At 59.2% G+C, this 13,230-nt stretch carries 15 protein-coding genes; 12 read left to right on the plus strand and 3 right to left on the minus strand.

From position 1 onward, the window contains the following. Nucleotides 1-7: 7 nt before the first annotated feature. Nucleotides 8-898 (plus strand): alpha/beta hydrolase, encoded by an 891-nt coding sequence (locus tag O3A94_03475; GenBank protein MDA1355310.1) that lies wholly within the window; start codon nt 8-10, stop codon nt 896-898. Nucleotides 899-941: 43 nt separating this feature from the next. Here O3A94_03475 and O3A94_03480 read toward each other — a convergent pair whose 3' ends face one another. Both O3A94_03480 and O3A94_03485 read right to left on the minus strand, forming a co-directional pair. Continuing rightward, complete coding sequence (locus tag O3A94_03480; protein ID MDA1355311.1) at nt 942-2,378, minus strand: amidase; 1,437 nt, start codon at nt 2,376-2,378, stop codon at nt 942-944. A gap of 4 nt (nt 2,379-2,382) precedes the next feature. After that, nucleotides 2,383-2,577 carry a hypothetical protein gene (locus O3A94_03485; GenBank protein ID MDA1355312.1) on the minus strand — a complete coding sequence of 65 codons (195 nt, stop codon included), beginning with the start codon at nt 2,575-2,577 and terminating at the stop codon, nt 2,383-2,385. Between the two features lie 29 nt (nt 2,578-2,606). Here O3A94_03485 and O3A94_03490 point away from each other — a divergent pair, with 29 nt between their 5' ends. Continuing rightward, entirely contained in the window at nt 2,607-3,767 is a 1,161-nt protein-coding gene (locus tag O3A94_03490; GenBank protein MDA1355313.1) for an ArgE/DapE family deacylase, read from the plus strand. Nucleotides 3,768-3,806: 39 nt separating this feature from the next. Here the strand turns inward: O3A94_03490 and O3A94_03495 are convergent, their stop codons facing one another. Then, entirely contained in the window at nt 3,807-4,823 is a 1,017-nt protein-coding gene (locus tag O3A94_03495; protein ID MDA1355314.1) for an MBL fold metallo-hydrolase, read from the minus strand. A gap of 247 nt (nt 4,824-5,070) precedes the next feature. Between O3A94_03495 and O3A94_03500 the strand changes: the two genes are divergently transcribed. The 10 genes from O3A94_03500 (at nt 5,071) to O3A94_03545 (ending at nt 13,219) form a co-directional block, all read left to right on the plus strand. Then, on the plus strand, nt 5,071-6,309 hold the full coding sequence (locus O3A94_03500) for a transporter substrate-binding protein (protein ID MDA1355315.1): 1,239 nt from the start codon (nt 5,071-5,073) through the stop codon (nt 6,307-6,309). Between the two features lie 46 nt (nt 6,310-6,355). After that, nucleotides 6,356-7,222, plus strand: a complete 867-nt coding sequence (locus tag O3A94_03505) for a branched-chain amino acid ABC transporter permease (protein ID MDA1355316.1) — start codon at nt 6,356-6,358, stop codon at nt 7,220-7,222. Beyond that, nucleotides 7,222-8,319 (plus strand): branched-chain amino acid ABC transporter permease, encoded by a 1,098-nt coding sequence (locus tag O3A94_03510; GenBank protein ID MDA1355317.1) that lies wholly within the window; start codon nt 7,222-7,224, stop codon nt 8,317-8,319. Before O3A94_03505 ends, O3A94_03510 begins: the two co-directional genes overlap by 1 nt. Beyond that, on the plus strand, nt 8,312-9,043 hold the full coding sequence (locus tag O3A94_03515; protein MDA1355318.1) for an ABC transporter ATP-binding protein: 732 nt from the start codon (nt 8,312-8,314) through the stop codon (nt 9,041-9,043). The genes O3A94_03510 and O3A94_03515 overlap by 8 nt, the downstream gene beginning before the upstream one ends. After that, nucleotides 9,040-9,750 (plus strand): ABC transporter ATP-binding protein, encoded by a 711-nt coding sequence (locus O3A94_03520; protein MDA1355319.1) that lies wholly within the window; start codon nt 9,040-9,042, stop codon nt 9,748-9,750. Before O3A94_03515 ends, O3A94_03520 begins: the two co-directional genes overlap by 4 nt. A gap of 30 nt (nt 9,751-9,780) precedes the next feature. Then, nucleotides 9,781-10,572, plus strand: a complete 792-nt coding sequence (locus O3A94_03525; protein MDA1355320.1) for a phytanoyl-CoA dioxygenase family protein — start codon at nt 9,781-9,783, stop codon at nt 10,570-10,572. 100 nt (nt 10,573-10,672) lie between these two features. After that, the gene (locus tag O3A94_03530) at nt 10,673-10,984 is read left to right on the plus strand and encodes a hypothetical protein (protein MDA1355321.1); all 312 of its coding nucleotides are present in this window, start codon (nt 10,673-10,675) and stop codon (nt 10,982-10,984) included. A 22-nt stretch (nt 10,985-11,006) separates the two neighbouring features. After that, the gene (locus O3A94_03535) at nt 11,007-11,825 is read left to right on the plus strand and encodes a hypothetical protein (protein MDA1355322.1); all 819 of its coding nucleotides are present in this window, start codon (nt 11,007-11,009) and stop codon (nt 11,823-11,825) included. 37 nt (nt 11,826-11,862) lie between these two features. Continuing rightward, nucleotides 11,863-12,630, plus strand: coding sequence for an SDR family NAD(P)-dependent oxidoreductase (locus tag O3A94_03540; GenBank protein ID MDA1355323.1), 768 nt, complete (start codon nt 11,863-11,865; stop codon nt 12,628-12,630). 25 nt (nt 12,631-12,655) lie between these two features. Beyond that, entirely contained in the window at nt 12,656-13,219 is a 564-nt protein-coding gene (locus O3A94_03545) for a GNAT family N-acetyltransferase (protein ID MDA1355324.1), read from the plus strand. Nucleotides 13,220-13,230: the final 11 nt, after the last annotated feature.

Raw genomic sequence — 13,230 nt, forward strand, 5'->3', positions numbered from 1 at the left:
CGAGAATGTGGCATACGCAAATTCGGGCGGAGTGAAATTGCATTGCGAGGAGACAGGCAGCGGCCACCCGGTTCTCTTCATCCATGAATTCGCCGGCGACCATCGCAGTTGGGAGCCGCAGATACGCTATTTCTCGCGGCGCTATCGCTGCATCAGCTACGACGCGCGCGGCTATCTCCCTTCGGACGTGCCGGACGATCCGGCGCTGTACAGCCAGGATCTCGCGGTGGCGGACGCTATCGCCGTACTCGATCATTACGCTATCGATAAAGCCCATATCGTTGGCCTGAGCATGGGTGGTTTTGCCACGCTGCATATCGGCATGCGCCATGGCGACCGTGCCAGCGCGCTGGTGGTCGCAGGTTGCGGCTATGGCGCGCCAAAGGGCAAGCAGCAGAGTTTCCAGCGCGAGGTCGACATCCTGGCCGATCACTTTGAGCGCGACGGCACGGAGAAAGCAGCCGCCGTTTACGCCAGCGGCCCCTTCCGTGTGCAGCATCAGAACAAGGACCCGCGCGGCTGGGCCGAATTTCGCCAACAGTTCATCGAGCATTCGCCGCGCGGCTCGGCCAATACGTTGCGCGGTGTACAGGGCCGCCGGCCTTCGCTCTATGATCTCGAGGCAAATTTGGCGGCTGTCACCGTGCCGACTTTGTTGATCAATGGCGATGAGGACGAGCCCTGCCTCGACGCGACACTGTGGCTAAAGCGCACCATGCCGGCGAGCGGGCTCGTGATCTTGCCGCGTACCGGACATGCTTCGAATCTGGAAGAGCCTGATGCCTTCAACCATGTGACGCAGGAATTCTTCTCGACCGCCGAGCAGGGCCGCTGGACAGCACGCGATCCGCGCTCGATCGCAGAGACGCAGATCGTGCATCAAGAGCAGAAAAATTAGGCCCTTATCTCCTCGGCGGAGCAGAAAGGCCTGATCCGGTCAGTTACATACCTTCCAACGCATGGGGCATCTGTTCGTGCCAATGGGTTTCGTGCTGATATTGGTGACCGAGGCGGAGCAGCAGGTCTTCAGAGAACGGTCGACCGATCAGTTGAAACGATGTCGGCATGCCGTCTGGCGTGAAGCCACAAGTGATGCTTAATGCCGGCAAGCCGAAATAATTCACCACCTTGGTGTTGCGCGTGAGTGCCACGACCATCTTGAGATAGGCGGGGCCGTCCGAATAGGCGGTGGCCTCAAGGCTTGGTGTCGGCATCGGCAGAACCGGCGTGTGCAGCACATCGATCTTAGAAAACACGGTGTCCGAGAATTCCTGCAACGCGGCGCCACGGTATTGCAGAGCGTTGATATAGTCGCTGGCGGGAATGAAAAATCCGGCTTCTAGCCGCTTGCTAACCTCTTCGGAATAATCTTCTGCATGGGCGCGTTTCCAGGCGCCGTGATTGGCCGAGCCTTCTGCCTTCATCACCAAGGGATGAATCTCCGCCACCTTGTTCACGACGTCCGGCATTTTGACTTTGATGATCCGCGCGCCGCGCGACTTAAACACATCAAGGCTTTCCTCGATCAGCAATGCCACGTCGGGATCCAAATCCTCGTCAAAATAGCCCTCCGGCACGCCGACGCGAAGGCCGACGATCGAACGCATGAGCCCGCCTTCATAGTCCGGCACGCGCTCGCGACTCGAACTCGCGTCTTTGCCGTCACGCCCAGCGATGGCGCCCAGCAATCGCGCGCAATCCTGGGCGGTGCGGGCGAGCGGCCCCATGACATCGAGCGAAAACGACATCGGCATGGCGCCGTAGCGGCTGACTCGGCCATAGGTCGGACTCATGCCGGTGATGCCGTTGGCGGCTGCCGGGCAGCGGATCGAGCCGCCGGTATCAGAGCCGAGCGCGCCGTATACAAGGCGTCCGGCGACGGCCGTGCCCGAGCCCGAAGACGAGCCGCACGGAATGCGTTCGAAATCCCAACAATTTCGGCAGCGCGGCAAGTGGCCGTTATAGCCATGCGGCCCCATGGCGAACTCGACCATGGCAAGGGTGCCGATTTCAATGCCCCCGGCCTGATCGAGGCGGCGTAGCACGGTCGCCGTTTCGCGTCCCTGGAACTCGCGGCGGATATGCGAGCCGCAGGTACTGGGCCGCCCCGGGCGGTAGAACATGTCCTTGTGCGCCAACGGCACGCCGTGCAGTGGGCCTATTTCATCGCCGCGTCGGCGCGCGGCGTCGGCCTCTTCCGCACGCGCCATGGCGCGCTCGCCGTCGCGCCAGATAAAGGCGTTCAAATGAGGATCAAGCCGCTCGATGCGGGCCAAGGTCGTTTTCATTGTCTCGGCGGCTGAAATTTCCCCGCTGCGTAGTGCATCGGCGAGACCGCAAAGCGTTAGGGCGCTCAGCTCCTCTTCGCTGGGTGCCATCGTCTCAGTCCCGCACTTTGTGAAGGACGCGTTGAAAATCCGCTGGGTCGCGATCGAAATCATGCGCCGCTCTCAGGGCCCGCGCCGCACTCAACAATTGGTTTAACTCGACCGGCAATTCCCCGATGCGCTTTTGCTCAATCGGAATTTCCTGCATCTCTTCATTAATCGCGTTTATGCTCTTGGCGCTAACAGTCAAATCACTTCCTCCCTCGGATCGGCCGACACATGACAAACGAAACGGAACTCGCAGCACAACTGACCGCGATATTAAGCGATCTTATAGCCATTCCCTCGGCCTATCCACCGGGCGATACCATAGAAATTTGTGCGTATATTCGTTCCCGCTATGAACGTGCTGGATATCGCTGCCAAACGTTGAGCCGTGCTGATGGCGTCGAAAATGTAGTGGCGCGCATCGGCGCCGGTTCGCCGCAATTGGCGCTTAATTGTCATATTGACACGGTGGAAGCGGGGAAGCGCACGGATTGGTTGACCGATCCCCTGAAGGCAGTGCTGAAGAATGGCGCGATTTATGGTCTCGGCGCCAACAATTGCAAGGGCTCGACGGCGCTCCATATTTGGTTGGGCGAGGAAATCATTCGCGCCGGCGGCCCGCGCCAGGGCGAAATTGCCTTCACTTTCACTGGCGACGAAGAGCGGCTCGGCCCTGACGGAATGTGTTATTTGCGCGAAGCAGGTGCACTCAAACCCGATATCATGCTGGTCGGCGGGCCGACCGGAAACGATCTCATCGCCGCGGAGCGGGGCGTGCTGTGGTTGCGTATCACGGCATCTGGCCGCGCTGCCCATGGCGGCGATCCAGAATCGGGCGACAATGCAATTCTCCGCATGATCCGTCTGGTGGCGCATCTCCGCGCTGAGATGGAGCCGCGTCTCGCGGCGCGCGTCAGCGGCGAAAAACGCTCGACCATGAATATCGGCCGCATTCAAGGTGGGCATAACGTCAATGTTGTACCGAGCGCCTGTATGCTCGAGATCGACCGTCGCCTGCTGCCGAATGAGGATGTGAAACAAGCCTATCGGGAGATGGTCGAGATTCTCGAAGCCTCAGGCGAGCCGCCAGAAAGCCTCAGCGTGGAATTCCTTACCGGCACCAACGGCTTTTCGCCGCCCGAAGACGGGCCGGGCATTTCGGCCCTCACCGCCGCCATCGCGGCACGATGTGGGCGCGCGCCCGTTTTCATCAACGCGCTGGCGGTCAGCGAGGGGCGCTATTTCGCCGACGACAATATCGAAATCGTCAATTTCGGTCCGGGCGACGGCGCCACCAGCCACGCCGCCAACGAACATGTGCCGCTTGATCAGATGGTAGATGCTGCCTGCATCCTGCGCGATACGGTGGATCGGCTGCTCGGTCTCGGGTGACGCGCCGGGGAAGCTAAGTCGCTTCATATACCGGGGAAGCTATGTTGCTTCATATAAATGTACGCCGTCTGTATTTTCACGGCGCACTACTTTCTGCTCAGCGATTAAGTAATTGAGATGCGCAACCGTCTCCGCAATGGCGAATCCGAGCTGCGCAGAATCGAGGCGCCGTTTAAAGACTTGGACGGCAACATCCAGTGCCGTGGTGGGCGTGGCGCAAGCGGCGGCAAATTCGACCAGGCGATCAGCATGATGCTGGATCAGCGCATCGAGGCGCTCATGTAATCCGCGAAACGGTTCATTGTGCGATGGCAACACAATGACATCGTCAGAAAGTGCGTGAAAGCGCTCCATCGTATCGAGATAATCCCGCAGCGGGTCGGCATCGGGTTCGTCTGCATAAACGCCGATATGTGGCGAGATCCTCGGCAACACCAGATCGCCGGCCACGAACAGGCCAATTTCTTCCGAGAGCAGGCAGGCGTGCTCGGGCGAATGGCCGTTGCCGACGACGATTTTCCAGTTGTTTTCACCGATCGCGAAAACATCCCCGTCGCGAATTCGGCGGATACCGCGCGGCATGTCCGAAACCAGGCCCGGGAAAAACGCCCCGCGCTCTCTCAGCCGCGCGAGATAATCCGCGCTGCCGCCGGCGCGACGGTAATACTCGACCGTCGCATCGGTGAAACTGTCGCTGGTGTCGATCGCCAACATGCGGGCATAAAGCCATTCGGTGCGCGGCATCCAAAATTCGGCGCCGGTGCGCGCCACCAGCCAGCCCGCCATGCCAACATGGTCGGGATGAAAATGGGTACAGATGACGCGATTTAGCGGCCGCCCGCCGAGACGCTCGTCGATCACCTGGGTCCAAATTTTCTTCGACAGACCGCTATGGAGACCGGTATCGATCAATGTCCAGCCGGGTCCGTCTTCAACCAGCCACAGATTGATATGATCGAGCGCCATTGGCAGCGGCATACGCAGCCAATGCAGGCCGTGCGCGACTTCCTTGGTCTCGCCGAATTCTGGTGGGCCGGCAAAAATATAATCCATCATCACTCAAATAATTAGGTAAAATTGGGCGGCAGGCGTGTTGGTAGCTGCAAACGCCGCGGCGCAACAGCACTTTATATTTCTCCGGCCCTTCAGGGTCACCGATCGCATCCATGTTGGAGTGATAAAGTCGCTGAGCGGAAGAAATTGCGTGCGTAGACTAGGATGATGGTGATAATGGGCGCCAATAACTAAGATTGTTCTTTTCATTCAGCAATTGGAAACAGGCTTATCAGGGAGGTAACCGACTATGAAACTTACACGTAGATCCGTCTTAAAGGGCGCAGGCGCAGGCCTCGGCACGGCATTTGCCGCCAGTATTTTACCGATTCAGAGCAGGGCCGATGACGAGATCGTCATCGCTTCGCTGTTCGACCAGTCGGGCGGCCTCGATATTTATGGCACGCCGATGACCATGACCATGGAACTCGCGGTCGAGGAACTCAACGCCGCTGGCGGCCTGAACGGCAAGAAAATCCGCCTGATTAAATATGATCCGCAATCCAACATGCAGCTCTATGCGCAATATGCGCAGGAAGCGGCACTCAAGGAAAAAGTCGATCTCGTGCACGGCGGCATCACAAGTGCGTCGCGCGAAGTGATCCGGCCAATTCTCAGCAAATATAAAACCATGTTGTGGTACAGCGTCATTTACGAAGGCGGCGTCTGCGATATCAACAATTTCGTCAGCGGCGTTGGTGCCGTGCAATGGGTGAAGCCGATCGCCGAATTTGGCTTCAAAAAACGCGGCCCCAAGACCTTCTACATTGGTGCCGATTACAACGCGCCGCAGATTATCGGCAAATGGCTCGAAAAATTCTCGGGCGACCTCGGCGGTACGGTTCTGCAACGCGATCATTTCCCGCTCGACGTTACCGAGTTCGGCCCAGCCATCGCCAAGATTCAGGAAGCCAAGCCCGATTGGCTCGCGACCTGTTTGGTTGGTGCGGCGCATATGGGCTTTTACCGCCAGTGGGCGGCGGCCGGTATGCTGGACAAGATTCCGATCGTGTCGTGCACGTTCGGCGTCGGCAACGAGCATATTCAGCTGCAGCCGGAAGAGGGCAATGGCATCGTCAGTGCCCAGCCATATTTCCAAGAGCTGGAACTGCCCGCCAACAAGGCGTTCGTGAAGCGTTTCCACGCGCGCTTCGGTGATGATGCACCGTATCTCAATGCGGTTGGCATCGGCGGCTATCTCGGCACCATGCTTTGGGCCGAGGGCGTCAAGAAGGCTGGCACGCATGAGCGCCAAGCCGTGATGAACGCGCTGCGGAGTGGCGATATTGCATGGGACGGCCCGGCCGGACATATGGTCGTCGACCCGGTGAGCAACCACACTATCCAGGACATGCACGTTGCGGAGTGTCAGAACCAGAGCTGGAAAATTTTCGACAGTTACAGCCAGCTTTATCCGAGCGACGTGATTGACCGCTGCGATTTGACCAAGACGCCCGACATGAACGCGCATCTTGAGCCGATCCTGTAGCGGCGTAAGACAATAGGCCAAATCAGGCGAATCTAAAGGATACGTCGTGGATACGGTCGCACTTCTGATCATCGAAGTGTTGAATGGGATTTCCAGCCTGGCGCTCACTTGCGCTGGGCTGGCGATCATTTTCGGCATGATGCGCGTGATCAATTTCGCGCATGGCGAATTCCTGATGCTGGGCGGCTACACCACTGTGGTCGCCACCAATGCGGGTGTGAACATCTGGATCTCGATGTTGATCCTGTCGCCCCTCGTTGTCGGCATTATCGGTATTATCTCTGAGCGCCTGCTAATCCGCTTTTTCTACGGCCGCATGGTGGACACGCTGATTGCCACCTGGGGGCTCAGCCTGCTGCTGATCGGCATCGTTACCGCAATTTTCGGCAATTACATCACCGGCGTCTCGGCGCCGCTGGGGAATTTTAGCCTCGGCCAGTATCAGCTTTCGGTTTACCGTTTGGTGCTGATCGGCCTGACGGTGCTGCTATTCGTCGGCATCTATCTCGTATTCACACGCACGCGCCTTGGTCTGATCGCGCGCGGCACCATGCAGAATGCCGAGCAAGCCTCGGTGCTCGGCATCAGCCCACCGCGTGTTTATATGATCACTTTCGGGATTGGCGCTGGCCTGACCGGCCTCGCCGGCGGCCTGTTGGCGCCGATTTCGCAAATTATCCCGACCGTCGGATTCACTTATGTCGCCCAGGCTTTTATTACCGTGATCACCGGTGGCACCGGCGCCATCACCGGCACCATCATAGCGTCCGGTGTGTTCGGCACCGTGCGCCAGCTGGTCACCTATGAGACCACGCCAATCATTGGCGGTGTGGTGCTGCTGATTGTCGCCGTCGTCCTGCTGCGGTTGTTGCCACAGGGCATTACCGGCAAGATTTTTAGACGGTCGCTTTAATGTTCGCGATCAATCTTAAGGACTGGAATACGCGCGGCTTGATCTTCGTCGGCGTGATCATGCTGGCGCTGCTGTTCGCCGGGCCACAAATTTTTGATCTGTACGTTCTATTGAAGGTCATCCTCTTTATCTCGACGGCCATGCTGGCGCTTTCGATGGGTTTCATTTGGGGCTTTGGCGGGATCCTGTGCTTCGGCCAATCGGCGTTTTTCGGCATCGGCGGTTACGCCTACGCTATCGGCGTCATCAATATGGGCGAAAGCACCATACCCCTGTTGCTCTCGATAGTCGTTCCCTCCGCTTTCGCGATGTTGCTCGGCTATTTCATGTTTTACGGCCGCCTCAGCGACATCTACCTCGCCGTGGTGACGCTGGCGGTGACGCTCATTTTCTACGCATTCATTCGCTCGACCTCGGGCGAAGAATATCATATCGGCAATGCTCGGCTGATGGGCTTCAACGGCATATCGTCAATTCCGGGATTCAACTGGCCGGGGTTCCCTAACTCGCCCCTCTGGCCTGACGACATATTCTACGTCGCGATGACGTTTCTCATCTTGGTATATTTTGGTTTGCGCTATCTCCTGCGCACCCATTTTGGCCGGGTTGTGGTGGCTATTCGAGAAAACGAAACGCGCGCCGAATATCTCGGTTACGACGTGCGCCTCTACAAGACAATTGCGTTCACCGTCGGCGCCGGCGTTGCCGGGCTGGCCGGCTGCCTGTTCGTTAGCTTCAACAACTTCATCAATCCGGATGTCTTCGCGCTCGGGCTGGCGGCGCAGATCATCATGTGGGTCCTGATCGGCGGTGTCGGAACGCTGGTCGGGCCGATGCTCGGCAGCATCGGCCTGCAAATGCTCTATAATTGGCTCGGCACCCAGCGGACATTTGATTTTCTCAATACCTATCTCGTATTCGGCGCCATCATCTTAGTCTTTGTGCTCGCTGTTCCATCTGGCCTGCAGCCGACCGCGCGCGCCTTGGCGCTCAGATACCTGCCCTGGGTACGGCCCAAGGAAGAGGCCGAACAAGCCGCCCGCGCCCGGGTTGGCGGCAAGTCGGACGGCGCGCCGGAAAGTTCCGGCAATGACTGATGCTCGCCCGCCGATCCTCGAGACGCGCGGCCTCACCATGCGCTTCGGCGGTGTGGTGGCGGTGGATAATGTCGATTTCACTATGGCCGAGGGCGAGCTGCGTTGCCTGATCGGCCCCAATGGCGCTGGCAAAACAACCTTCTTTCGTTGCCTCACCCATCAATATCAGGCGACTTCCGGGAAAGTATTTTATCGCGGCGCAGATATTACTGGGCTGCAGACCCACCAGATCGCACGCCGTGGTGTTGGCATCAAGACCCAGGTGCCAAGCGTTTTCGACGGCCTCGATGTGCGCGAAAACATCTGGCTATCGGCGCGCCGCCACCATAAGGACCGCGAGGCAAACAAGGTAGTTGATGATATTCTTGAGCGTATCGGCCTCAGCCATCTTGCAAAACAACTTGTCGGCTTGCTTTCCCATGGCGAGCGTCAGGGCGTCGAGCTCGGCATCGTCCTCACCGGCGATCCGGAACTGATCCTTCTCGACGAGCCCACCGCCGGCATGACCCATGAGGAAGTGCACCGCACCACCGAGATGATACGTGAAATCAACCGCACCGCCTCGCTGATCGTGGTCGAGCATGACATGCAGTTCATCAAGGCCATCGCCAACCGAGTGACGGTATTCAACCAGGGCGCCATTCTGGTTGAGGACACCATGGAGAACGTGCTCAAGAACCAGCAAGTGCGTGACATCTATCTCGGCAAGCGGGTGGTTGCATGACCATGCTGGCAGTCTCGGGTCTTACAGCCGCTTATGGGCGCATCCCGATCCTGCACGGCATCGATCTGAATGTTGCCGAGGGCGAATTCGTCGGCATTCTCGGCCATAACGGTATGGGCAAGACCACCTTCCTCAAATCCTTGATAGGCATTTTGCGCCCGACCGGCGGCAGCATCGAATTGAACGGCAAAAACATCACCCGCATGCCGGCCTTCAGGCGCAATTTGAACGGTATGGGGTACGTGCCGCAGGGGCGCGATATCTTCCCCAACCTGACGGTGCTCGACAATCTCCGCATCGCGCTCGCTATGCACAAGGTCGACAAAGACAAAGTGTTGGAAGAGGTGCTCGATACCTTCCCCCGCCTGAAACCGCTGCTTGAGCGCTCCGGCCGCGTGCTCTCGGGCGGCGAACAGCAAATCCTGGCGCTGGCCCGCTGCCTCTGTGGCGGCCCCAGCATTTTGCTGCTCGACGAGCCGACGGAAGGCATCCAACCTTCCATCGTCGAGGAGATCATCGAAATCCTGCACGGCCTGCGGAAAAGCCGAAATCTCACCGTCATCTTGGTGGAACAGAATCTCGATTTCATCGCCGCGCTCAGCCAGCGCGTCCACATCATTCAGCGCGGCCAACTGGTCAACGAAGTCTCTCCCGAACAACTCGCTGACCCCGAACTGATCAGAGAATTCGTCGGCATGGGTGGCTAGCGGAGCACACGAGCCGAAACCTTGGTGACCATGACCAAGTTAACGATACGGCAGCTACAAAATTTCGCAGAACAGGGCTATGTGTTCTTGCCCGCGCTGTTTTCCACAGCGGAGGTTGCCGTGCTGCGCTCGGGCGCCGCGCGGATAATGGCGCGCCAGGGGCCGGAAGTGGTGTGCGAGGCGGATTCCAAGACCGTGCGTCTTGTCTATGGCGCGCATCGCTTTGATGAAGCGTTTCGGCGTCTCGGGCGGCATCCGCGCCTAATCTCCGCCACCGAGCAATTGCTCGAAACAGACGGTGTCTATATTCATCAGTCGCGGCTCAATCCGAAAGCGGCGTTTGACGGCGGCAATTGGGATTGGCACCAGGATTTTGCCACCTGGCATGACCGCGATGGCTTGGCCGAGCCACGCGCCCTGATGGTGGCGGTCTTTATCGAAGACGTGACGGCGGCCAATGCGCCGCTTCTGATTGTGCCCGGCTCGCATCGAGGCGGGCTCGTGCATGACGCGAACGATAACCGTGAGGCTGGCGGCTATACGCTTTTCACCATTCCCGCGCCGACACTGGCAGAATTGGCCAAAGACCGCGGCATCGCCGCGCAAATTGGGCCTGCAGGATCGGTGCTGATTTGCCACAGCAATATCGTGCATGGTTCGTCAAACAACATCACGCCGTGGCCACGTACGATTTTCTATTTGAACGTTGCGGCGAGCGACAATCCGCCGACCATATTTAAGCGCGCCGAGCATCATTGCACGCGCGACTGGTCGCCGATCGAGCCGCTTGGCGAAGATTGCCTGCTCGAATTGACGACCTGATTGCGCATCCTATTCGCTCGACTCCGGCCGCAGGTAGGACGTAGGCTGAGAGGACTAGCCAACGCCAAAGAGACGTAGGCCATAAAGGGAAGGTAAGAATATGAGGTTTATCGTAACCGCTAGCTGGTCGGTGGAAATCGGAAACGCGGCGGCACGTGCCGGTACCATGGGAGAAACCATTCAAGCCATTCTTGAGAATATTAAGCCTGAAGCGTGCTATTTCGCCGCCGTGAACGGCAAGCGCTCGGCGATCATGGTGGTCGATATAGCGGATGCCTCGGGTATTCCAGCCGTGGCTGAGCCCTGGTTCCTCGCCTTTGACGCCAGTGTCGAAGCAATACCGGTGATGTTGCCCGAGGATCTTGTGGCGGCCGGGCCTGCCATCGAAGCCGCAGCCAGAAAGTTCAGCTAATTTGAACGGCCGTCTCGGCACTATGGTGGATATTGTTTACGCCGATACGGTTACCGCGCTGGGCGTTGAGCATCGCGGTCACGTCCTGATCGGCGGCTCGCATGGCGGGCGGTATGCCGGCTATTTGGCAGCGAAGGCCGGCGTGCGCGGCGTCATTCTGCACAATGCCGGGATCGGCAAGGATGAAGCCGGAATCGGCTCGCTGGCGTTATTGGACGGTATCGGCCTGCCGGCGGCCACGCTCGATCACTGCAGTGCGCGCATCGCAGACGGCCGTGACCAATTGACGCGCGGAGTGATTAGCCATGTCAACAAAACCGCCGCGGCGCTCGGCTGCGCGCCGGGGCAGAGCTGCCGCGCTGCTGCCGGTTTGATGACGGCGGCCGCGCAATGGACCGGCACGGCGCCGGAGTTCGGTGAAGCCCGATTTTTGCTGCGCGCGGGTGAGGGCGCCGGCGCCCCTGAGGTCTGGGGCGTCGATTCCACTGCCCTGTTGGAGGCCAGCGACAAAGGCGCGGTCATGATTACCGCGTCGCACGGCGCGCGTTTCGGCAGTATGGCGAACAATCCCATCGCCGGCCCGCCGCTCGCCGTGATTTTCAACGACGCCGGCAGTGGCGCCGACGATTGCGGTTTTTCGCGCTTGCCAGAGCTTGCGGACGAAGGCGTTATCGCCGCCACAGTGTCAGCGGAGAGCGCGCGCATTGGTGACGTCCGCTCGGCCTGGAAAAGCGGAATCATTTCACACGCCAACGCCCTTGCACTGGCCGCCGGCATCGCCCCGGGCGACGATCTCCCGACCTTCGCCGACAAGGCAATTGCGGCAGGGAGAGGCGGTTGATAGTACAGTTGCGACAGATGATATTTGGGAGAGAGAGATGAAACTCGATGGAAAAGTCGCATTGATCACCGGGGGCACCTCCGGCATCGGCGAAGCCTGCGCCGAGTTGTTCGCCGACGAAGGCGCCAAAGTGGCGGTGGTTGGAAGCTCGAATATGGCAAAAGCGGAAGCTGTGGCTGCGCGTATCGAAGCAGCGGGCGGCTCGGCTAGGCCCTATGTTGCGAATCTCAGCAAGGTGGACGAAATCGCCAAGCTGGTAGCGGCGGTGAAAGCGGATTTCGGGCGCATTGATATTCTCGTCAACTCGGCTGGGCTGTTCTATCCGACGCCTGTCGGCGGGACGAGCGAAGCCGATTACGACCGCATGATGGATATCAATGTGAAGGGGATGTTCTTCTGCATTCAAGAAGTGGCACCGATTATGATGGCCCAGGATGGCGGGCGCATCGTCAATATTTCCTCAGTTGCTAGCGTTATGGCGCTCGGCACCTATTCTGCCTATTGCGCCGCCAAGGCTGCGGTAAATTTAATGACCCGAACCCTTGCCCAAGAGCTAGCACCGCATGGCATCCATGTGAACGCGATCCTGCCCGGCAACACGGCAACGCCGATGAACGAAAACATCCGCACCGAGCCCGAATTCAAACCCATGCTCGACGCGATGGCGGCGAGCACGCCGAGCCGGCGTACCTATTCCGAAGCCATCGACATGGCGCGCGCGGCGCTGTACCTGGCGAGCGACGATGGTCGCGCCATGCACGGCGGGTTGATGGTGCTGGACGAAGGCTTTTCGCTCGGCATGTGAGCGGGCAGACGGGAGAAAATAAGACATGTTGAGTTGGCGCGTTAAGTATATGGAGCGAACGGCCGTGCCTGAAAATGGCACGCCGCCAGCGCCAGCCAGGGTGACATTCGCCCGCGAAACCGATATCAGCCCCGAAGCATACCGTGAGCTTCACCGCAAGGTAGGTGAGGAGTGGCTGTGGTGGGAGCGTATCAGTTTCGACGACGCGACCCTGGGCGCGCTGCTATCGGCCGCCGCCACGGAAATATTCATTCTTCGCGTCGACGGAGAAGTGGCCGGGTTCGTAGAGCTAGACAGCAGCGACGCCGAAGCGCCGGCCATCCGCTATTTCGGCCTGCTTCCCGAGTTTACCGGCCGGCGGCTCGGCGGCTACATGATGGAATCCTTGCTCCGCCACGCTTGGCGGTCAGCCGTGCGCCGTGTCACGCTCGACACGTGCGATATGGATCACCCCGCCGCAGTTCCGTTATACCGCCGCCTCGGCTTCGAGGAGACTCATTCAGAGGTAAAGTCGGCGGCGGATCCACGCGAGGCAGGAATTCTGCCCATGACGGCGGCGCCGCACATTCCCCTCAATCGGCAATTTTGAATTTTCGGGTC

This window comes from Pseudomonadota bacterium, assembly GCA_027624955.1.
Lineage (GTDB): Bacteria > Pseudomonadota > Alphaproteobacteria > UBA828 > UBA828 > PTKB01.